Below are 20,866 nucleotides of genomic sequence, written 5' to 3'. Positions count from 1 at the left end.
TATCCCGACCGGTGAACCAATTACCTAATCGAGCAGTCGCCCACCAGACCCCTGCATTTAAAATTTCACACTAAACCCATTAAACTCATGAACCCCCGTCCCAAATTTCGCCAAATCATGCTCCCGCAAAAATATTGCCGCATTCTTCGCTTCGAGCAGGATTTCCGGATCCAGCCCTACAGAATTATGCGAGCCAAACACCTTTTTTACCCCTTTCAGCGCAGCAATCTTTTCCCATGATTCTAACAGCGCTTCTGGATCGGTTGATGGATAAAAAGCATAAACAGGCGTTTCATCATACAAAATATCACCTGTGAATAAATAGCCGTTTGTTTCATCAAAGATTGAAATATGTCCTGGTGAATGCCCGGGCGTATGAATGATGTGCAGCTTTCTGTTCCCCAGATCCATCACATCCCCGTCTTCAAGCAGACCAGTCGGCTCACCAGTAAACGGCTCATACGTTTCAGGATCAAAGGATGGCGGAACGGGTTTAGTAATATCCTTCCTGATTCCCTTTCTTACCTGCTCGATCGAGAGCCCTTCAATCCCTTTCACCAGCCATCTCTGATCCGCCTTATGAACATATATATGTTCAAACGCACTATGACAACCGATATGATCAGTATGTACATGCGTCGTCACTACATAAATTGGTAAGCCGGTGAGCTGATCTGTGATTCTTTTAATATCATCAATGCCAAGTCCGGTATCAATTAAAACGGCCTTTTTTTCACCAATCAGTAAGAAAGAATGTACCTTTTCCCAGTGACCGTATTCGCTGATTGCATAAGTGTCAGCGTCAATTCTCTGGACTGTAAACCAATCGTCTGTGAGCATAGGGGAACCCTCCATTATCACTTGAGTATTTAAAACTCCGCTTATTTTTCTGCCACCACGCAAAACGCCCTGTAAGAAATATCAAATTGATTTTTTCCTGTTTTTTCGATTACTTTCTTAAGCTCATTATTAAATTCTTTCACTTTTTTTATACTTAAAGACCCGCCAATTTCAGGACTCGCCTCCACTCTTCCAATCCAGCTGTCAATTGTATAGCTGATATTTACATCAAATGAGAAAGTTTCAACATTTGAAAAACCACTGTCATAGAAATCCTGTACCCATTCAGGAAACATATTTGTTTCATGCTTTTGATTCACATGACCATGGACTTTGCTGATCATTCTGCTTGTCAGACCAGAAACTTCACTCCTGTCAGGGAGCCAATCGTAATGAACAACCGCCAACTTCCCTCCACCTGAAAGTACGCGCAAGATTTCTGCAGCAGCTTTCTTTTTATCAAACCAATGCCAGCAAAACACTGCTGTGATCGCCTCGTAAGCAGAGTTATCGAAAGGAAGCTGTTCTACATTTTCGACCATATAGTTGATTGGCAACTGATCCGTTTTATTAATGAACTCAGCCTGACGGATCATTTCCTCAGACAGGTCCACCCCGGTCACCCGACATCCATTCCGCGCAAGATCTCTGGCAAATAATCCATTAGCAGTCCCAACATCAAGCACGTGCTGTCCTTTTGTACCTATTTGATATTGTACTAACCTTCTCAGCAATTCAGGAGGATAGCCGTGACGATAATTCAGATAGGCTTCTTCTATTCCAGTAAGATTCACTATCGTTTACCTCCCTTCTCATCCGACAAAATCATATACTGCACTCAAACACCCGGAAAGAATCACTTCCATCCTTCACATAATGAATGGTCACATGTTGAAAACCGTTTTGAATCAGTATATGTTTGAAGATATTCTCTGAATATAGCAGTACCGGGAAGTTCATTCTTTCTTCCTGAACAACATCTTTCCCTTTGATCAGATGATATTTCAATTGTGTTGTAAGCGTTTTTGTCGTTGAATCATTCTCCACTTTTCTGAACTCTACGATTTCTTCATCACCAAATTTCTTACGGTTTGTCTCAACCCACTGATCATGCTCTTCAATTTCAATATCATCAGTTACGATCGTTAAAAGCAGCCTGCCATCCGGTTTCAGTGCGCGTTTTAAATTCATTAGGCTTGGTTTAATCAACTCTTCAGGCAGCAGAGAAAATGACCCAACCGGAATAAAAATCAGGTCATATGGCTTGTCTGCTGTAAATGCCTCAATCCGGTCCGCCCAGACATTCGCGGTCAGACCAACCCTTTCAGCCTTCTTCCTGCAGACAGTAAGCATTTCCTCAGATAAGTCAAAGCCCTCAATATTTACCCCATGCTGTTGAAAAGGAATTAGCATTCTTCCATTTCCGCACATAGGCTCAAGAACCCTGGTTTCCTTATCCGCTGCATATGCCAGATAAAACTCAAGCTCTTTTCCATCAGCTGCAGATTTCGTCACTTCATACATTTTTGTGCATAGTTCACCGTAATAAGAATACATAGAGCCTCCACAATCAATTATTTTTTACTTGCTTTGATGATAAAAGTGGCTGGTGTTAAACTCGCTTTTTGTGCGGAATACCACTTCTGATCATCATCAGGCAGTATATCCGGTAACACAGCCTCCTCTACAACTCTATCAATTACAAATCCGCACGCTATTAACGTATTCAAATATGTACTCAATTTTCTATGCGGGATAACCGCTTTGCTGTGCCAGGCTTCATTCAGCTCCGGTCCTTCTATGTGATACGATTTACTCATAATAAAGTTCCCGTTCTCATAAACCAGTCGATCATGCATCGGATGCTCCCAGCTGAAAATAAAGGTGCCACCAGGTTTTAAATACCCGTTAACATGCTGCAGCGTACGCTTCAAATCAGTCGTCCACCCCAGTGCATAAATAGAATAGACCATATCAAAATAGTGCTCAGGGATACCTGGATTTTCTTCCATTGGGGATTCAAATAATTTTACTGATGCAGTCTGGTCCTGTAGAACTTCTGTTGCAGTTTTAATTTGCAGCGCTGTCAGATCCAGCCCCCACAGCTCCATTGCTCCTTCATCTCCCATGTATTTCAATGAGTGTCCGCTGCCGCATCCTATATCGAGTACACGCTTATCTTTGATTTCTTCAAATAAGCTGAGTTCTGTTTCAGCAGGTGCCAGTGGACCGTACTCCGGAAGAGCAGCGCGACCATAAAATCTGGATGCTTCGCGCTCCCAGCTCTCTTTATTAAGTGCTAATGCTTCTGATGGCTTCATTTTTGTATCCCCTTTTATATGTGATATTTATTTTATTCTTCATATAGAAAAGAGATTCCTTTGAGTAATATGACACTTTAAGCAAAGCACCTCAGTTGTACAAGGATAAACAATCATTCCCTCTTCCTTAAAGGTACATACCTCTGTTATAATATCTGATGGAGAGTTTTGAACAACTCTGCGCCATCAGGTTATTCCTGCAAAATAATATGATAGGTGGAAGAAAAATGGATTACAGAATACTACTTTATTATCACTATACAAAAATCGAAGACCCTGAAGCAGTTGCTGCAGAGCACCTCGATTTCTGTAAGGATCTTGGTCTGAAGGGCCGCATCCTGGTTGCCCATGAAGGTATCAATGGAACTTGCTCAGGTACAATTGAGCAGACAGATGCTTATATGGAAGCAATGAAGAATGATCCTTTATTCGAAGGCATTGTATTTAAAATTGATGAGTCGGAAGGTCACGCATTTAAAAAGATGCACGTACGCCCTCGTCCGGAGCTTGTGAATTTAAGCCTTGAGGATGATATTAATCCGAATGAATTAACAGGCCGTTATTTGTCACCAAAGGAATTTTATGAAGAAATGCAGCGTGAGGACACAATTGTTCTTGATGCGCGTAACACATATGAGTACGATGTCGGTCACTTCCGCGGCGCAATCCGTCCGGACGTTGAGACATTCCGTGACCTGCCAAACTGGGTCAGAGAAAATCGTCACATGCTTGAAGGTAAGCGCGTGCTGACGTATTGCACAGGCGGAATCCGCTGTGAAAAATTCTCAGGCTGGTTAGTAAAAGAAGGTTTTGAAGATGCTGCACAGCTTCACGGCGGTATCGCAACGTACGGTAAAGACCCTGAAGTAAAAGGTCAGCTGTGGGATGGTCAAATGTATGTATTTGACGAGCGCCTGACTGTACCGATCAACCAGGTTGAACACGTAGTTGTCGGTCGTGATCACTTCGATGGTACGCCTTGTGAGCGCTATGTTAACTGCTCTAATCCTGATTGCAATAAGCAGATTCTTGCTCATGAAGAGAACGAAGAGAAATATCTTGGCGGCTGCTCAATCGAGTGCGCGAAGAACGTTCGCAACCGTTACAGCATCCGTATGGGCCTGACTGGTGAAGAAGTTGAAAAGCGTCTTGCAGTACTTGAAGAAGAGTTAACTGCGAAGCAATAAGAGCATGTAATAGCTGCTGAAGGCATTTTCCCTCAGCAGCTTTTTTTATTGATCATTCCTGAATCTCACACTATACTCTTTAAGAATTGACCTCACCCATAAAACAGTAAGCACCACGAAAAATGCTGTAAAAATAAACGCTGCCAAAAACCCAATCTCATCAAAAAACTGACCAAATAAATTTGAAACAGAAACGCCTATCCACCCCAGGATCGCCGGGATAACAAATAAACCAATGAATACCGGAACCGCAACGTACAATATCAGCCACAATATTTTGTTCATCTCATCCTCCCTTATATTAATCTCGTGATTATTATCTGAATTTACTATACAATTATACTGCAAACATTCTATTAATAGAAATAATTTCCTTTTAAAGTTTTTAAGTGTTTTAGCTTTTACTTTTGTCAGTAATTTATTATAATTATAATCTGAGAATGGTTATAACATTATTCTCAGTTTAATAATGTTAAATTACAGTTATTTACTACTTATTGTTTAAAAAGAAAGGGGAATAAATTCATGGATAACAATGATATGAACCACAGCAAAGCAGGTGCTGAACAGTGCCCGTTCACTGGTCAGAAATCAAGTGAGGAAAGTGCAATCACGATTGCAAAAGTTGGTACCACGAACAAAGACTGGTGGCCAAATCAACTAAACGTAAATATTCTTCATCAGCATGATAAGAAGACAAACCCGCTAGGTGAAGACTTCAATTATACAGAAGAATTCAAAAAGCTGGATTATGATGCGCTGAAAAAAGACCTTCATGATTTGATGACAAACAGCCAGGACTGGTGGCCGGCTGACTACGGACATTACGGTCCACTATTCATCCGTATGTCATGGCACGCAGCTGGTACGTACCGTACTGGTGACGGTCGCGGAGGAAGCTCAACTGGACAGCAGCGTTTCGCACCATTGAACAGCTGGCCGGATAACGCAAACCTTGATAAAGCACGCCGCCTTCTATGGCCAATCAAGCAGAAATATGGTAACAAAATTTCGTGGGCTGACTTACTTGTGTTAACAGGTAACGTAGCACTTGAATCTATGGGTCTGAAAACGTTCGGCTTCGCAGGTGGACGTGCAGACGTATGGCACCCTGAGGAAGATACGTATTGGGGTCATGAAAAGGAATGGTTAGAAGACAACCGTTACTCTGGCGACCGCGAGCTTGAAAACCCGCTTGCTGCCGTTCAAATGGGTCTAATCTACGTTAACCCTGAAGGTCCTAACGGTAACCCGGATCCGCTTGCAAGTGCACGCGATATCCGTGAAACATTCGGCCGTATGGGTATGAATGATGAAGAAACTGTTGCACTGATTGCCGGTGGACACACATTCGGTAAAGCACACGGTGCCGGAGATCCTGAAAAAGTCGGTCCTGCACCGGAAGCTGCTGATGTTGAGGAGCAGGGACTTGGCTGGATCAGTTCACATGGCAGTGGTAAAGGCCGCGATACAATCACAAGTGGTGTAGATGGCGCATGGACTTCAAACCCTACTAAGTGGGACAATGGTTTCTTTGACCTGCTGTTCGGATATGAATGGGAACTGACAAAGAGCCGTTCAGGTGCTAATCAGTGGAGACCAGTAAACCCTAAAGATGAAGATCTTGCACCAGATGCCGAGGACGCTTCAATTAAAGTTGAAACATTTATGACAACAGCTGATATGGCGCTGCGTGTGGATCCTGATTATGAAAAGATCTCACGCCGCTATCACCAGAATCCGGACGAGTTCGCTGATGCATTTGCACGTGCATGGTTCAAGCTTCTTCACCGTGATATGGGACCAAAAGAGCGCTACCTTGGACCTGAAGTACCACAGGAAGAGCTGATCTGGCAGGATCCAGTACCGAAAGTGGACTATGAACTTTCTGACAGTGAAGTTGCTGACCTGAAAGCGAAAATCCTTGATTCAGGTATTACTGTAAGCGAGCTTGTGAAAACTGCATGGGCTTCAGCAAGCACGTATCGCGGATCTGACTTCCGTGGCGGTGCAAACGGAGCGCGTATCCGTCTTGAGCCACAGAAGAACTGGGAAGTGAACGAGCCTGAGCAGCTTCAAAAAGTACTATCAGTATACGAAGGCATCCAGAGCGGACTTGATAAAAAAGTCAGCCTTGCTGACCTGATCGTACTTGGTGGTACTGCAGCAGTAGAAAAAGCAGCTAAAGATGCAGGCGTACACGTTAACGTACTGTTCTCACCAGGACGCGGCGACGCAACGGCTGAACAGACTGACGCTGAAAGCTTTGACGTACTGGAGCCGGAATCAGATGGCTTCCGTAACTATCAGAAGAAGGAATACACGCTAAGCCCTGAAGAAATGCTTGTAGACAAAGCACAGCTTCTTGGCCTGACTGGTCCTGAACTGACTGCATTAATCGGTGGACTGCGCGTCCTTGGCGCTAACCACGGTGATACAAACCATGGCGTATTCACTGACCGCAAAGGCGTTCTGACAAGCGACTTCTTCGTGAACCTGCTTGATATGAACATTAAGTGGACAGAAGTTGGCTTCAATCTTTATGAAGGCCGCAACCGTCAAACTGGTGAAGTAGTACGCACAGCTACCCGCTTCGACCTTGTATTCGGTTCAAACTCAATCCTTCGCGCCTATGCAGAAGTGTATGCACAAGAGGACAACAAAGAGAAATTCGTACGTGACTTCGCTGCAGCTTGGGTGAAAGTGATGAACGCTGACCGTTTTGACTTGAAATAAGTTTTAGTTGTGATCCGGAGAGCGCTTTGTGCGCTTTCCGGTTTTTTTGGTTTAGCGACTTAGGTAAATGTACCCGAAGTGTTGAAGGTGGCAGGTTTAGCGTCGAACACTTACAATCAAAACTCGATGCGGGGATATTTCCCGTCGAAGACACGTTATTTCCCACCGAACATCACCCCACGAACGTCGAACCTGCTCACCATCTGATCAAACCGCCGCCCTTCCTCCCCCCACCCCAAACCTGTTATACTATATAAACGAATCTTGAATAGGAAGTGACACTATGCGTTTAAATAAATTTATCAGTGACTCTGGCAAAGCATCACGCCGCGGCGCTGACCGCCTGATCGAAGAAGGCAAAGTAAAGGTGAACGGCAAGAAAGCCAAAATCGGTATGCAGATCGAGCCTGGTGATGAAGTTCTTGTAAATGGACAAACAATCCGCCTTGCAAAAAACAACGTCTATATTGCCCTTAACAAGCCGGTTGGAATCACATGCACATCTGAAAAAGGTGTAAAAGGAAACATCATTGACCTTGTTAACCACCCGCTCCGTATCTCTCATGTCGGCCGCCTCGACAAAGAGTCTGAAGGATTGATTCTCCTTACAAATGATGGGGACATTATCAATGAGATCCTTCGTCCTGAGAATAAACACGAGAAAGAATATATCGTATCAGTCGATAAACCGATTACGCCTGACTTCATTAAGCAAATGTCTGAAGGCGTCAAGATTCTAGGTACAAAAACGAAGCCTGCGAAAATCGTTGAGCTTTCCAAGTTCGACTTTCAGATCACATTAACGCAGGGCATGAACCGACAGATCCGCCGCATGTGTGAAGCGCTCGGCTATGAAGTCTACCGCCTGCAGCGTACGCGGATTATGAATATCCAGCTGAATAACCTGCCTGTGGGTCAGTGGCGTGACCTGACGAAGAAAGAACGTACGCAGTTGTTTAAAGAACTGGATTATGAACCGAAAGAATGGTAGAAAAAAGCATCAGGATTGCATTCTGTGTTAACAGAAAAAGCAATCCTGATGCTTTTTCAAACCAAACAATACCTCTTTATAACTCCTCTACATATCAACTTCTCCATCTAAATGCTAAAATTAAGTCACTACTTAAACGAGGTGAGCACATGTTTTCAGGTGAAGTCCAGGAACGATTTATACTCTTTTCAACAGAACACATCATCATGCTCGCCCTCTTCATTCTCATTACCATCACCGGATTGAGATTATTTCTACGGAGTGATTTCGTGAAACACACCAACCGCTGGACGCTTCTCTTTGCCGGCATATTTTTCATCTCTGAGCTCAGCTATCAGATCTGGGCGCTGTCAGTCGGCATCTGGAAGGCTGCTAATTATCTGCCGCTCCAGCTTTGTTCATTCAGCACTTTTTTCGGCTTATTCCTATTATTTAAACCAAACAGACCAATCTTTTATTTCTATTTTTATATTGCAATCTTTCCGCCTATTTTCGCTCTCTTAACACCTGATCTGGCATATGCATTCCCGCACTATTTTTACTGGAAGTTCTTTATTCAGCATATGGCGATTCCGCTGTCAGCTGTTTTTCTGCTGAGGCGTGACCATTATACTCTTCCGAAAAGCTCAATTCTGTACGCACTTGCACTGCTTAATCTATGTGCGCTCGGCATCTGGTGGGCGAACACAATGACAGGCGGTAATTATTTCTTTTTGAATGGCCCCCCTGCTTCTGACACTGCCCTGTCTATTTTCGGTGATGGCATCATCTATATCGTTGGGCTCGAAATTACTGCACTGATCGTCTTTATCATCACCTGGTGGCTTGGAAATAAGATGGTCCATCCAAAAGCAACTTAGCGTATTCAAAATTGAACTCCTCTTCCTCAATTATTAAGCTTTTAATTAAAGGAGTTGGACGAGATGGCACGTGAAGAAATCATCGTAATCGGTGGCGGTATCGGCGGACTGACTGCCGGCGCGCTGCTCGCACAGGCGGGTAAAAGTGTCACAATCTTAGAAGCATCAAGGGAATGGGGTGGCTGTGCAGGGAAATTTCAGCGCCATAAGTTTTTGTATGCATCCGGCGCAACACTTGGGATGGGTCTTGAAAAGGGTGGCATTCATGACAGAGTGTTCCGTCATCTCGGCATTAAAGCAGATGCAATCAGACTGGAAGATGTAATGAAAATTAAGCGCGGTGAACGCACGCTGACGTTTTATGCTGACCGAAATAAACATGTCCAGGCGATGCGGAAGGCTTTCCCTTCCTACACAAATGAGATTGCTGCTTTTTATAACGAAGTATATCAAAAGGCTGCTAAAATCCGTTTGTTAATGAAGAAGCTTCCGATTTTGCCGATTAAGACAGGTAGAGAAGCGTTTGAATTGTTAACCTCACTTAAGCCAACTCACGTGACACTGACACCCGACTTTTTCAAGACAGTCCGATCATTGCTTAAAAAGCACCGGCTGCTTGAATGTAAGGATTTTATCCATTTCCTTGATGGTCAGCTGATCGACAGTATGCAAACAACGACTAAAGACTGTGCCTTGCTGATGGGCGTGCTCGCGCTCGATATTTATCATGAAGGTGCTTATTATGTACAAGGAGGTCTTTATCAGTTCGCTTATCAGCTTGCAGATGCGGCAAAACGCAACGGAGCAGAAGCAATCCTTGGCAGACGTGTGACTGAGGTCAGAAAAGCCGGGGACCGTTATGAAGTCGTGGATCATCGTGGCAGCATCAGGACTGCAGACCACGTGATTTGTAACGCCCCGATTCAGGCACTGCCTAAGATTATGAACCAGAATTTATATGAGCAGCTTTCTCCCGGTTTGAGAAATCGGTCAAAACAGGATACCTGGGGGACAATGACGCTATATATTTCGCTTGATGAGACGCACCTGCCGGATGATTTTCCATTGTTCCAGCAGCTAATGAGTCCTGAAGGCAACAGTCATGATGAAGGAAATCATCTATTCCTTTCTGTCTCAGATCAAAATGATCGTAAGCGCGCACCTGAAGGCTTCCGCACGCTCACAGTCAGCACTCACATTAACCTTGCAAGCTGGAAGACGAAATCACAATATGATTTAAATAAAACACTTTTCACTGAAAAGATGCTGCAGACGATCCGTTATTATTATCCAGCCATTGATGAAGCCATGATTGATGTCTATCCTGGAGCGCCAAGAGCCTGGGAACGCTATCCTCATCGTCCGGGAGGCGTCGTTGGGGGCTTTGCACAGACAAGAACGCACTCATTGTTTCTCAGCCTCTCCCACCGTACCTCTCTTAAAAACTTCTGGTTATGTGGGGACTCAATTTTTCCTGGTGGAGGAACAATAGGTGTTTCAGTCAGCGGGTACCATTGCTTTCACTCCATCACACGGCGCAGGTTAATCCAGTAACTGTGCCCTGTTGCGTTTCTTACCTTTCATTCTGGGGAATGCATAGTGTAAAACTTAAAGGAAGTGTCACAATATGCTGGAAACCCTCAAACTGATCCCCGCCAGGACTTACATATTAATCGTTACAGCACTCGTTATCATTGGCGCAGGATTTTACATTTTCACTGAGCTCGGAGAAGACGTTTTGGAAAATGAAATATTCGCAATTGACCAGCAGGCTGCTGAATTTGCAGACAGTATTGCTACCCCTGGTGTGACCGCCTTTTTCGCCTTGATCACTGAGCTCGGATCAGTCTGGGCACTGACTGTCGGCTCCATCATCATGGTTGGGGTCCTCTGGTATTTTTATAACCGGAAAAAATGGAGAATTATTTATTTTGTGATTGCCATGGGCGGTATTTCAATTTTGATTACGGGGCTTAAAGCGCTGTTTGGAAGAGATCGTCCGAATTTGATCGAGCAATATGACGGTACCGGATACAGCTTCCCAAGCGGCCACTCAACCGGACCAATTGTTTTTTACGGTTTTATTATGTACCTGATCATCAGAAGCCGGATGAATAAGCTTGGAAAATGGATCATTAATATCGCCCTTGGCATCCTCATTCTGCTGATTGCATTCAGCCGTCTTCCGCTTGGCGTTCACTATTTCACTGATGTCATTGGTGGTTTATCACTTGGATTGACATGGCTTGTGACCTGTATTGCCATTTTGGAGATTACGCTGTGGCGATCCGGATTGAAAAAGAAAAAAGAATTGTGAGCTTCACTGAGTATTTTTTGATTCATTTTCATACATCCATCAATCATATTTTTCATATAAAGCAGAGGCTGTGACACTTTTGTCCCAGCCTCTTGCTTTTAGCCGACCGATCCCGTCCTCATTACGATTGACGGGCCTTTACATCCCTTTTTAAAATGTACGTATTCTGGGACATTTCAGTCTGACCATTCACTTGGGAATGCGATCGCTTCGGTCTTGTCCAGTTGTGGTGAAAAAGTTGAGAATGCTGATCCAACCGATCTTTATAACTCATTGTTTATCACCTCTAGGGCAGGATTTAAGCTTAATATCCCCGAAGGAATATCAACAATAGATTTTGTAAAAATGATTAATATTATGAGTAGGTATTTATGGTAAAATTTCTGAGGAGGAGTAAAAATGGCGTGAAAAACAATACAACTTACCCCTTGCACAGTAGATATTAGTTAATCACGTTAAGTTAGTTGCCATTTAACAACAGTCACCTTAGTACCCCGTTCTTCTTCAGATACGATTTGAAATTCATCCATCATTCTTTTCAAGCCCGGAAGTCCTGCGCCAAGGCTCCCTGAGGTTGAGTATCCCTGTTTCAGAGCATTCGTAATATCACTGATCCCAGGACCCTCATCCGCAGCCACAATCCTGAGTCCTGTTTTGTTTATCTCTTTAATTGCTTCCATCTTAATTTCCCCGCTTCCGGCATAGCGATAGATGTTTCTCGCAAGCTCGGATACAGCTGTGAGTATTCTTGCCTGATTGGTAGCACTGAAATTTAGTGATTTGGCGATTTCTCTGCTGTTTTGGCGGGCTAAAATGATATCATCTTCCTTATGGATATGAATCACTTCCGACTTTTGCATTTATTATTTTTCCCCCTGCTCATTCATGCTTAGTTGCCTTTTTAGATCATCACTCCTTAAAATAAAATAAAAAAAGCCAAAAACAGGGAACCTCTCCCTATTCTTGGCTTACGTCCGATTCTGTCGCCCGGCTCATTGCTGCCTTTTACTATGCGGTTTTAATATAAACGTAATTATTCCTTTATCGAGATCAAAATTCCAGGTAGCGAAAGTATTTTCTATTTCTGCTTCCAGATATTTCTCGAGTTTCTGTTTGTGTTCTTCAAGATATCTTTTTTCCAAATCCCGTTTCGCCAGTGTAAGCGTTTCCTGAAAACCTAATTTAATCATTTCCTTCTCAATTGCGATAAAAATATCGTGACGGGTAACAATTAAAGTCCTCGGGTTCAGAAGATGTGAATAAATTTCCCCTGGAGCTTTTTGAGCTTCCTCACTTACCTTGATGATTTCATTATGTACTTTGTCCTGATTTTCATAAGATTGATTATAAGGGTCTAATTGAGAATCTACACCAATAAACATCCCGGATTGACTATCAAGATTCCAGTCATAATAAAACTCATTGATCTGGAGATCTGTATACATTTTGACATATGCTTTAATTTCCTCAATCAAAGCAGGCATCAGCATGTCTCTAATCTTTTCTACCGATTTGTTTTGTTTATTATCAAGTAATTTGTTTTCCATTGGAGAAAGGAAGTCCTTTAAATAAATCGTAATGTATGGAGGAGCTAAGGTTGCAAAAACCGCGCCAGGTCCTTTTCCAAAGTGATCTCTTAATAACTTTCCAACAAATGAACCTAAATCTTTTTCGAATTTTTTAATATTCATTCCAGCCATCCTTCTTAAAACTCAGGCTTCATGTCCTGAATCCATTAACAGGGTATTAGTATCGTTAGTGCTAGTCCCTTTATTATAGCTGAAATACTTTCATTCACCTACACATTTATTTATGAGGTTTATATGGTACTTTAACTCCCAGCCTGTCTCAGCAATCACTTTTTTCGTTTACTGTAATACAGGGATATACTGAGCACACTTTTTTGGTTGAATTTTATTCTTCTATTGCACCTTCTGTACAAGTATCACCCTGCACGTACTTCAGTGACTTTTGTTTGAAGGTTCATCCTTTTCAATATAGAGTAGCACACATTCATTTTAAAAATGAATGATTAGGGTTGCGCAAGTAATAGCACCTGCAACCGTTAGAAGTGTGCCGTATAGTGCTCCAAATGCCCACTCTCCGGCAAATGATAAAACAGATGCCGGAAACAGAATGAATGGCCTGTAGATATAAAGAAAAACAGGCATACTGCTAACGATCATCCACCTGCGCACCCTGCCAGCAATTCAACCCATATAGCCAGTATTCACCGGGAGAGCGGCGGAGAAAACAGCGGGTTTTAATCCCCTATCCCCCAGCTACTGCAGCCTCTGTACAGGAACCGCCAGGCTTATAGTTCAGCTCTTCTGCCCGCTCCATATTTGACTGCTCGATATAGTTCGACGGTTTATCCTGTTCAAAGCATTCCGGCATAACAAAGGTACTGTCAGTATGATCGAGAATCACCTGCGGATTAGGTTTTTCAGTCACAATATTATAAGTAACAATTCCTGCTATCAACACAATGGCAACTACACTTATTACAATTAAGATTTTTTTCATAACGACTCCCTGCCTGACTTAATAAATATAACTATTCTTATTTTATCAGGACCCATCAGATATCTAAAGCAACTGCTTTTATCAGCTTAATTTCCCTGCGCTCTGCCCTGTAAATAGGATTTGATCTTTTTTCTGTACAGCAGCGGAATAATAAATATCACTGCAAAAATCGTTACCGCAATGATAAAGGTTTCCGCACTGTCTGACACTGTGCTGAACCCAAGAAATGTATACGCAAATGTACCCGGGACAATCCCGATGACGGTTGCGAGTGCAAACGGTAATAACCGGACCTTAGATGCACCGGCTGCATAACTGATCAGATCAAAGTTAAAGATCGGCACAAGTCTGAGGAGTAAGACAACCAGAAACCCATTGTGCTCAAGCTGGTGCTGCAGCCTCTCTCCCCTATGACCAAGCTTCTCCTCCACCCTTTTTGCTCCTGCTTTTTTCGCAAACATAAACGCAAGAACTGCACCCGCTGTTGCGCCGGTCATCGTGAGAAGCGTGCCATATAGAGGTCCAAAAGCTAAACCTCCGGCAAGGGAAAGAACGGAAGCCGGAAACAAAATAAACGGTCTGAATGTATAAAGCGCAATATATAAAATAGGCGCCAGCACTCCGACTGATAAAATCCAGTTACGAATTCTTTCAGGAGACAGGTCAAGCACTGTCTGGTTTAAAATGATTAACGCCGTAACTATGATAACGATTATAATGAACCCGCTCCACCTTTTCATTTCGATCACCTCATTCTAAACTGCGAAATTTAAGTTACACATTATCTATATCGTAACGTCTGTAATAAGTGACGTCATATTTCCGGTGCATTGAACGCTTAATCGATCAATGATGCAAAACCAGCCGCATCAGGGTATCTTCCTTTACTACGCACATGTATACTGGAATTAAAATGGTAGAGGTGATGACATGATTCAAAATAAGTGTACAAAGCTTCTTGGAATCCGGCACCCGATTGTACAGGCACCAATGGCTGGTGGTGTGACCACGACAGCTCTAGTGACTGCATCATCAAGAGCAGGTTGTCTCGGGATGGTTGGGGCTGGTTATTTGTCAGCAGAACAACTCCATGATCAGATTCTTGAAATTCAAAAAGAAACAAAACAGTTTGGTGTGAACATGTTTGTACCAAACCCTTTTACAATTAATGAAAGTGAAGTACAAGAAGCTCAAGAACGGCTTCAGCCTTTTAGCAATGCGCTTCACCTAGAACAGACTGACCCTTCTATCAAAAGCTATGAAGCGTTAAAACAAACGTTTGATCAGCAAATAGAAGTGATTATTTCAACACATGTTCCAGTCTGTTCTTTTACATTCGGGCTCCCTTCTGAAGATATTGTGAGACGCCTTAAAGAAAATGGTACAGTGTTAATCGGCACTGCAACGACTGTCAGTGAAGCAGTCGCGTGCGAGAAAGCCGGGATGGATCTGGTAACCGTTCAGGGAAGCGAAGCCGGAGGACACCGGGGGAATTTTCTTCATCATCAGGAGGAGAGCATGATTGGGCTGATGTCACTCATTCCACAGACGGCTGATACTGTAAAGATCCCTGTGATTGCTGCAGGCGGCATTATGGATGGCCGCGGAATAGCTGCCTCTCTGATGCTTGGTGCACAGGCTGTGCAGATGGGGACAGCGTTTCTTACAACGACAGAAAGTGGTGCAAATCCGTTACATAAAGAAAAGATCCTCTCAGGCGATGAGGATGAAGTAATCCTGACACGCGCCTTCTCCGGTAAATGGGCACGTGGACTGCAGAACTCATATACACTTGCGATGCAGCAGGAGCAATATCTGATGCCTGACTTTCCGATTACGAACAGCCTGACAAAACCGATTCGGCAGGCTGCCAGGCAGCAAAACAACAGTGAGTTCCTGTCATTGTGGTCAGGCCAGAGTCCGAGGCTTGCGAGGAGTGAATCTGTTGGAGTGCTGGTGGAACGGATCAGTAAAGAAGTCGATATACTATTAGGAAGTTCTCCTTCACAAGAAAGGAGCTGAGGGTTGTGGAGACGTTCGGAAGAGGATGCCTGTATCTGATCATTGGTGCAGCGGTTCTATTGGGGCTTGCATTCATTACGCAAAGCCATATACAAATTCCATTTTTTATTTTCATTCCACTCGTGGCACTGGCTTTTTATATAGCAAAAAAGAAAACGGACAAAAAACGTGAAGATGAGTGGTAGAAAGCACAAAAAGACGCCGGCAGCGCGTCTTTTTATTTTGCTTCGATTCGTTTTTTCGTTATGTAATGACTGAAAAAATAGACACCAACTGTGCATACAGCGGTGATGAGTACGACGCTAAGCGCATAAGTAAGATCTAGCTGCGCAAGACTTGTCGGCTTGGTTTCCCCTATTCCGGCCAGCTGGTAAGCAATGCCTTTATGATCGATTATAATAATAGAAACAATGATGCCGACAATCAGACCGGTGACCAGTTTTTCCACTTCGTTCACCCCAGACTTTATATTTCCATTATTTTACCATAAGGAGAAATTTATTTCCAATTTAAGTGTATGTTAGAAGGTTGTATTTATACAGATCATCTATTTTTCTTAAGTGCGAGTGATTTTTCCCCTTCACCGTTTAATTCAAAATACCAGCTCTGTGCTGATTTGAAATCTATTTGGTAAGGATTTTCAACAAGGATTCGGTTTCGGCCACTTTGGTCAGTAAGCGCAAAAACTTCAAAAGCTTTATTTTCAGCTATCATCAGATCATCCTTTAAAAGCTGAATGACCAGATCTTCACCCTTACTAACCTCCGTACCATTTGCATTCAATACTGTATGTGAAGAATTCGGCATGTTGATTTCCATTCCGTATAATTTTAAATCGGAGTTATTTTTGATGTGAATCGTGATGTTGTTACCTTCTCCCAGCCCATCAGTGCACCCGCAGCCTATGAGCAACAGTACAGCAAATAAAGTCAGCATCATCTTTTTCATCCTGCACCCCTTTTTCAATAACCTCATATTTTGAATGAAGAATAGAATCTCAAAATAGACGGGAACTTTTAACCTTAGTTGAGATTCAACAACTCAGCGATCATTTCTGAGCTGCCTGGCGTAAACAAATACATTGCCAATCCCACAAGAAGAACACCTGTTATACCAGTAATGATTACTTTTCTCTGTAATAAAGATTTTCCTTTATAACCCTGGTACACCGTACGAAAAATACAGAAAATACCGATGAACAAAATAATGAAATAATAATACCCCACAACCTCACCTCCCCAGAATTCAAATAATTAATATTTCCAATAAATTCATTATAACCACTTGTTTATTGATTATCAATAAATTATTATTGAATTATAAATAATATGCATTGATAAGCGGAGGTTCCACTTGATAAACATGGCTGTATTTAAGAAAGTACTCATTGGTGTATTGGCAGGATTTCTTCTAATCCTCGGATTAATCGCGCTGCTTATATTTTTCTTTTTTTATAGTATGGACAGGCTGACTGAAGGTGAATTCATGACTGAAGAAACGTCTCCTGATGGAACGTATACACTAAAAGCCTATCTCACAAATGGCGGAGCTACCGTTGCATATGCAGTGCGGGGTGAGCTTGTGACCAATGATAGCGGAAAGACTAAAAATATTTCTTGGCAGTATCGTGAAGAAGAAGCTGAGATTGAGTGGCTGGATGAGGATACGGTTGTGATTAATGGTGTTGAGCTGGATGTGCCTGGAGAGCGGTATGATTACCGGAAGGATTGAGGTGGATCTTCCATGAGACTTATACGATTGCACCCGGCACCTATGAAACAATTTATAACAAGATGCCGGCTTTTGGTTTATCTAAAGCTATTGGTGTACAGCCTGTCGGAAAGAAAATGGAGTCTGCCGGAGATCGATTAAAAGCTCAGTAAGGTATGTATAAAAAACTAATTTGTGGACAAACTAACCATATCCCCTATTTATTGAGCCGGCTTCAACTCAGTTGAAGTCGGCTTTTTTTATGTAATTCACAACATCATCGGCAAGTACTTCAGGGTTTTTCGTACCGTCTAGTATGAGATTAGCGTCAGGCTTTACTGTTCTTTTCATATGTACATACGAAAGGCGACTGTCGGTCAGATCGGGCTGCAGTTAATTCGGATAGGTATCCCCCCTGTTCTCCATTTATCAATCTAATTTATCACTTCACACCACTAAAACATACTTGACTAGTCGGATTTAGATTGTTTTAATTGATAGAAGTAATTGGTTAGGGAGGACAAAAAATGAAGAAAGCATTTATGGTTATTTTTTTTACTTCAGTTTTACTTGCCGCTTGTGCTTCGGGTAATGAGGAAACTTCTTCAGAAAATAATCCTCAGGAGGTCGGAGATTCTTTGCCTGCTGGCGATATTATTGTTGCTACAGGGAGTGATATTTCGACGCTTGATCCACACGCGTCAAATGATGTGCCGACTTGGAAGGTTGGATTTAATGTATATGACCGTCTGGTTGCACAAAATGCTGAATTGGAGATTGTTCCAAGTTTAGCAAAAGAATGGACACTAATTGATGATGTGACGTGGGAATTTCAGTTAGAAGAAGATGTAGTTTTTCATGATGGAACTCCTTTTAACGCGGAGGCTGTGAAGATTAATTTTGATCGTAATTTAGACCCTGAAACTGGTTCTCCTACAAGTTATTTATATGAAATGGTCAATGAGATTGAAGTTGTATCAGATAAAACAGTACGTTTTCATCTTGATTATCCATTCGCTTCACTCCCTTCACATTTGGCTCATTTCGGTGGTTCCATCATTAGTCCAGCAGTCATTGCAGAAGATCAGGAAGCTGTAGAAAATGGAGAGACTTTAGGTGCTGTTATTCAACAGAAACCCTATGGTACTGGACCATTTTCACTTGTAGAATCCATCCCGGGCGAAGAAACTACACTAGCGCGTTTCGAGGATCACTGGGCAGGCGCACCTGAGATTGAATCTTTAACATTCAGAGTGATTCCTGAAGATGCAACGCGTATTGCTGAACTGGAAACTGGTGGAGTTCATGTCATTGATCCACTTAGTCCCAATGATGTAGAGCGCGTGTCTCAAGGCGAAGGAACTAATGTGATTGAAATAGATAGTGTGTACACAAACTTCCTTGGGTTCAACCACAACAAAGAACCGTTCAATAATGTAAAAGTCCGACAAGCCATCGTTAAAGCAATCGACAAAAATGAAATTGTTGATTTTCTTTTAGATGGATATGGAACACCAGCTGTTAGCCCACTCGCACCATCTGATTTTGGCTATGCTGACGTAGAAGGTCTGTCCTATGATCCACAGGAAGCAAAAGAATTGTTGGAAGAGGCTGGATACGGTGATGGTTTCGATGTGGAACTTTCTGTAAATGATGACCGAACACGAATTGATATTGCTACATATATTCAAGCTGAATTAGAAGAAATAGGCATATCTGTTTCAATCGAAGTCATGGAATTTGGAACATTTGTTGATTACACAGGTGCTGGATCTCATGAACTCTTTTTACTCGGCAGATCCAATGCGACTGGCGATGCCAATAATGGATTTTTTACAATCCTGCATTCAAATAAACCAGAGAACAATCAATTAAGGTATTCATACGCGAATCCCGAACTGGACCAATTGCTAGATGCAGCAATCGAAGAACAAAACGATGAAGACAGAGCAGCTATTTACAAAACAGCACAAGAACTCATCGTAGACGAAGCTCCATTCGATTTCCTGTACTACCAAACTAACCTACTCGGCATCAATCAAAACCTTAAAAATATCGAAGCATTGCCAACAGGTGTAATTCTCTTTCACAACGCGGTATTATCAGATTAAAAAATATGGTCCATATTCATCAAATGAAGATTTGCTAACATGTTTTCCTGAACCCGCTATCCTTCCATGAAACTATAAATGGGAGGATTTTTTTATTTCATGTAACTTAGAACATCAGCAACAAGCATTTCAGGATCCCTCGTCCCATCTAATATTAGATCAGCATCAGGCTTAACAGTGCTTTCCATATGTACATACGCACGGCGGCTATCAGTCAGATAATGCTTCAGTTCATTCATGATACTCACCCTTTCACGGGTTTTCTGATCCCTTAACACCCTTCTTGCCATAGCGATATCAAGGGGCGTATCAAGATAAATAGAGTGATGAATACATGCTGCAATGTCGCTTTGCAAATAACTGAAAGGATAATCAAGAATTAAATAAGATGGCGCTTCTGTCTGATTGATGATTTTTTCAATTTCGATGAGCAGTGGTTCCATTCCCTATTCCTTTAGGTCTCCTCCTTCATCCACCCACTTTGTTAAATCTTCAGGCGCTTTCTGGAATTCTATTTCATCAAAGTATAATGCCTCTGCATTTGGCAGAGACTGCAGCAGCTGCTTTGCGAGTGTTGTCTTCCCTCCACCTGATACTGCTGCGATTGAAATCACTTTTGTCATATACTGAAGAGCCTCCTTATGGATTTGAACGGTTAATATCTTTTATTTTCACAGTCGTTAATTGGGTAGCGAATAAGATGAAAATAATCGCTAAAAAAGCAACTCCAAAGCCTGCAATTCCACCTACAGGAAGAAAGCGGTTTGCGATATATTGAGCAATTAGATAGTAAAACAGGAAGATTGCCACGAACTGAAGAAACAGAAATCCTTTATCTATCCATTCACTCATTTTCCAGTCTCATTCCTACAGCCTTTGTCCCCTGGTGAAAAATCATCTGCCAGCCAACCTGCTCTCTCTTCCAGATCGAGCATCTGTTAGCAACCTCACCAGTTACTTGATTGCGTGACTGATAGATCGCCTGAACAGTATCTTCAGATAGTGTCCTCACATCGAATCCGAGAACTTCTACCTCAATTGTTCCCGCTCCGACTTCTGTCATCAGATCAGCCTTTTTAAAAGTGCCACCTGATTTCCCAAACTCCAAAAAGTTCTCGTGTATCAGACGGTCCAGGTCCCTAAGTGATAACCTTTTCGTATTATTCAGCAGCTCTTTTTCATGAAATAAAATGGTTTCTTTCAAATCATTCATTTAACTTCCTCCTCTAATCAAAGAAACGCACC

General features: G+C 42.5%; 29 protein-coding genes. 11 read left to right on the top strand and 18 right to left on the bottom strand.

Translation table 11 applies throughout. The features are described from left to right. Nucleotides 1-57 precede the first annotated feature (57 nt). Genes LG330_RS02155 through LG330_RS02140 form a run of 4 tightly spaced genes read right to left on the bottom strand, consistent with a single transcriptional unit; the run spans nt 58 to nt 3,161 of the window. Entirely contained in the window at nt 58-840 is a 783-nt protein-coding gene (locus tag LG330_RS02155) for an MBL fold metallo-hydrolase (protein WP_404407081.1), read from the bottom strand. 41 nt (nt 841-881) lie between these two features. After that, nucleotides 882-1,634: a class I SAM-dependent methyltransferase gene (locus LG330_RS02150; RefSeq protein ID WP_404407080.1), complete on the bottom strand. Its 753-nt coding sequence runs from the start codon at nt 1,632-1,634 to the stop codon at nt 882-884. Nucleotides 1,635-1,665: 31 nt separating this feature from the next. Further along, on the bottom strand, nt 1,666-2,397 hold the full coding sequence (locus LG330_RS02145) for a class I SAM-dependent methyltransferase (protein WP_404407079.1): 732 nt from the start codon (nt 2,395-2,397) through the stop codon (nt 1,666-1,668). A 17-nt stretch (nt 2,398-2,414) separates the two neighbouring features. Further along, nucleotides 2,415-3,161 (bottom strand): class I SAM-dependent methyltransferase, encoded by a 747-nt coding sequence (locus LG330_RS02140; RefSeq protein WP_404407078.1) that lies wholly within the window; start codon nt 3,159-3,161, stop codon nt 2,415-2,417. A gap of 227 nt (nt 3,162-3,388) precedes the next feature. Here LG330_RS02140 and LG330_RS02135 point away from each other — a divergent pair, with 227 nt between their 5' ends. Continuing rightward, entirely contained in the window at nt 3,389-4,348 is a 960-nt protein-coding gene (locus tag LG330_RS02135) for a rhodanese-related sulfurtransferase (RefSeq protein WP_404407077.1), read from the top strand. A gap of 45 nt (nt 4,349-4,393) precedes the next feature. Here the strand turns inward: LG330_RS02135 and LG330_RS02130 are convergent, their stop codons facing one another. After that, a complete protein-coding gene (locus LG330_RS02130; protein WP_404407076.1) occupies nt 4,394-4,633 on the bottom strand; it encodes a hypothetical protein in 240 nt (79 codons plus the stop codon). 240 nt (nt 4,634-4,873) lie between these two features. Here LG330_RS02130 and katG point away from each other — a divergent pair, with 240 nt between their 5' ends. The 5 genes from katG (at nt 4,874) to LG330_RS02105 (ending at nt 11,252) form a co-directional block, all read left to right on the top strand. Then, nucleotides 4,874-7,084, top strand: a complete 2,211-nt coding sequence (gene katG / locus LG330_RS02125) for a catalase/peroxidase HPI (protein ID WP_404407075.1) — start codon at nt 4,874-4,876, stop codon at nt 7,082-7,084. Between the two features lie 283 nt (nt 7,085-7,367). Beyond that, entirely contained in the window at nt 7,368-8,075 is a 708-nt protein-coding gene (rluF, locus tag LG330_RS02120) for a 23S rRNA pseudouridine(2604) synthase RluF (RefSeq protein ID WP_404407074.1), read from the top strand. After that, nucleotides 8,069-8,935, top strand: a complete 867-nt coding sequence (locus LG330_RS02115; protein ID WP_404407073.1) for a TIGR02206 family membrane protein — start codon at nt 8,069-8,071, stop codon at nt 8,933-8,935. The genes rluF and LG330_RS02115 overlap by 7 nt, the downstream gene beginning before the upstream one ends. A gap of 63 nt (nt 8,936-8,998) precedes the next feature. Continuing rightward, nucleotides 8,999-10,489 carry a phytoene desaturase family protein gene (locus tag LG330_RS02110; protein ID WP_404407072.1) on the top strand — a complete coding sequence of 497 codons (1,491 nt, stop codon included), beginning with the start codon at nt 8,999-9,001 and terminating at the stop codon, nt 10,487-10,489. A gap of 73 nt (nt 10,490-10,562) precedes the next feature. Continuing rightward, entirely contained in the window at nt 10,563-11,252 is a 690-nt protein-coding gene (locus LG330_RS02105) for a phosphatase PAP2 family protein (protein ID WP_404407071.1), read from the top strand. A gap of 121 nt (nt 11,253-11,373) precedes the next feature. On the opposite strand, the gene LG330_RS02100 is transcribed toward LG330_RS02105, so the two are convergent. From LG330_RS02100 to LG330_RS02075, 6 genes are all read right to left on the bottom strand, one after another. Further along, a complete protein-coding gene (locus LG330_RS02100; protein WP_404407070.1) occupies nt 11,374-11,526 on the bottom strand; it encodes a YpzG family protein in 153 nt (50 codons plus the stop codon). A 181-nt stretch (nt 11,527-11,707) separates the two neighbouring features. Then, nucleotides 11,708-12,112 carry an anti-sigma regulatory factor gene (locus LG330_RS02095; protein ID WP_404407069.1) on the bottom strand — a complete coding sequence of 135 codons (405 nt, stop codon included), beginning with the start codon at nt 12,110-12,112 and terminating at the stop codon, nt 11,708-11,710. A gap of 132 nt (nt 12,113-12,244) precedes the next feature. After that, nucleotides 12,245-12,943, bottom strand: a complete 699-nt coding sequence (locus LG330_RS02090) for a Na-translocating system protein MpsC family protein (RefSeq protein WP_404407068.1) — start codon at nt 12,941-12,943, stop codon at nt 12,245-12,247. Nucleotides 12,944-13,270: 327 nt separating this feature from the next. Beyond that, a complete protein-coding gene (locus LG330_RS02085; protein ID WP_404407067.1) occupies nt 13,271-13,438 on the bottom strand; it encodes a hypothetical protein in 168 nt (55 codons plus the stop codon). An 85-nt stretch (nt 13,439-13,523) separates the two neighbouring features. After that, a complete protein-coding gene (locus LG330_RS02080; protein WP_404407066.1) occupies nt 13,524-13,778 on the bottom strand; it encodes a hypothetical protein in 255 nt (84 codons plus the stop codon). Between the two features lie 86 nt (nt 13,779-13,864). Continuing rightward, the gene (locus LG330_RS02075) at nt 13,865-14,518 is read right to left on the bottom strand and encodes a TVP38/TMEM64 family protein (protein WP_404407065.1); all 654 of its coding nucleotides are present in this window, start codon (nt 14,516-14,518) and stop codon (nt 13,865-13,867) included. Between the two features lie 190 nt (nt 14,519-14,708). Between LG330_RS02075 and LG330_RS02070 the strand changes: the two genes are divergently transcribed. Together LG330_RS02070 and LG330_RS02065 are read left to right on the top strand one after the other, a co-directional pair. Continuing rightward, the gene (locus tag LG330_RS02070; RefSeq protein WP_404407064.1) at nt 14,709-15,800 is read left to right on the top strand and encodes an NAD(P)H-dependent flavin oxidoreductase; all 1,092 of its coding nucleotides are present in this window, start codon (nt 14,709-14,711) and stop codon (nt 15,798-15,800) included. Between the two features lie 5 nt (nt 15,801-15,805). Further along, nucleotides 15,806-15,985: a hypothetical protein gene (locus LG330_RS02065; RefSeq protein ID WP_404407063.1), complete on the top strand. Its 180-nt coding sequence runs from the start codon at nt 15,806-15,808 to the stop codon at nt 15,983-15,985. A gap of 32 nt (nt 15,986-16,017) precedes the next feature. On the opposite strand, the gene LG330_RS02060 is transcribed toward LG330_RS02065, so the two are convergent. The 3 genes from LG330_RS02060 to LG330_RS02050 all read right to left on the bottom strand — a co-directional run bounded on the left by LG330_RS02060 (nt 16,018) and on the right by LG330_RS02050 (nt 17,026). Then, a complete protein-coding gene (locus LG330_RS02060) occupies nt 16,018-16,248 on the bottom strand; it encodes a hypothetical protein (protein WP_404407062.1) in 231 nt (76 codons plus the stop codon). Between the two features lie 95 nt (nt 16,249-16,343). Beyond that, nucleotides 16,344-16,748 (bottom strand): hypothetical protein, encoded by a 405-nt coding sequence (locus LG330_RS02055; RefSeq protein WP_404407061.1) that lies wholly within the window; start codon nt 16,746-16,748, stop codon nt 16,344-16,346. Between the two features lie 74 nt (nt 16,749-16,822). Further along, a complete protein-coding gene (locus LG330_RS02050; RefSeq protein WP_404407060.1) occupies nt 16,823-17,026 on the bottom strand; it encodes a hypothetical protein in 204 nt (67 codons plus the stop codon). 136 nt (nt 17,027-17,162) lie between these two features. Here LG330_RS02050 and LG330_RS02045 point away from each other — a divergent pair, with 136 nt between their 5' ends. From LG330_RS02045 to LG330_RS02035, 3 genes are all read left to right on the top strand, one after another. Then, nucleotides 17,163-17,531: a DUF5412 domain-containing protein gene (locus LG330_RS02045; protein WP_404409468.1), complete on the top strand. Its 369-nt coding sequence runs from the start codon at nt 17,163-17,165 to the stop codon at nt 17,529-17,531. Further along, complete coding sequence (locus LG330_RS02040) at nt 17,528-17,683, top strand: monooxygenase family protein (RefSeq protein WP_404407059.1); 156 nt, start codon at nt 17,528-17,530, stop codon at nt 17,681-17,683. The genes LG330_RS02045 and LG330_RS02040 overlap by 4 nt, the downstream gene beginning before the upstream one ends. A gap of 354 nt (nt 17,684-18,037) precedes the next feature. Then, complete coding sequence (locus LG330_RS02035; protein WP_404407058.1) at nt 18,038-19,621, top strand: glutathione ABC transporter substrate-binding protein; 1,584 nt, start codon at nt 18,038-18,040, stop codon at nt 19,619-19,621. Nucleotides 19,622-19,713: 92 nt separating this feature from the next. Here LG330_RS02035 and LG330_RS02030 read toward each other — a convergent pair whose 3' ends face one another. Genes LG330_RS02030 through LG330_RS02015 form a run of 4 tightly spaced genes read right to left on the bottom strand, consistent with a single transcriptional unit; the run spans nt 19,714 to nt 20,834 of the window. Further along, the gene (locus LG330_RS02030; RefSeq protein WP_404407057.1) at nt 19,714-20,064 is read right to left on the bottom strand and encodes a hypothetical protein; all 351 of its coding nucleotides are present in this window, start codon (nt 20,062-20,064) and stop codon (nt 19,714-19,716) included. 3 nt (nt 20,065-20,067) lie between these two features. Continuing rightward, a complete protein-coding gene (locus LG330_RS02025) occupies nt 20,068-20,244 on the bottom strand; it encodes a hypothetical protein (protein WP_404407056.1) in 177 nt (58 codons plus the stop codon). Between the two features lie 16 nt (nt 20,245-20,260). Then, nucleotides 20,261-20,473, bottom strand: coding sequence for a hypothetical protein (locus LG330_RS02020; RefSeq protein WP_404407055.1), 213 nt, complete (start codon nt 20,471-20,473; stop codon nt 20,261-20,263). Continuing rightward, nucleotides 20,466-20,834 (bottom strand): DUF4440 domain-containing protein, encoded by a 369-nt coding sequence (locus LG330_RS02015; protein WP_404407054.1) that lies wholly within the window; start codon nt 20,832-20,834, stop codon nt 20,466-20,468. The genes LG330_RS02020 and LG330_RS02015 overlap by 8 nt, the downstream gene beginning before the upstream one ends. Nucleotides 20,835-20,866: the final 32 nt, after the last annotated feature.

The organism is Jeotgalibacillus malaysiensis, from assembly GCF_044789845.1.
In the GTDB taxonomy this organism is placed as follows: domain Bacteria; phylum Bacillota; class Bacilli; order Bacillales; family Jeotgalibacillaceae; genus Jeotgalibacillus; species Jeotgalibacillus malaysiensis_A.
This window is presented reverse-complemented; position numbering and strand designations above follow the sequence as displayed.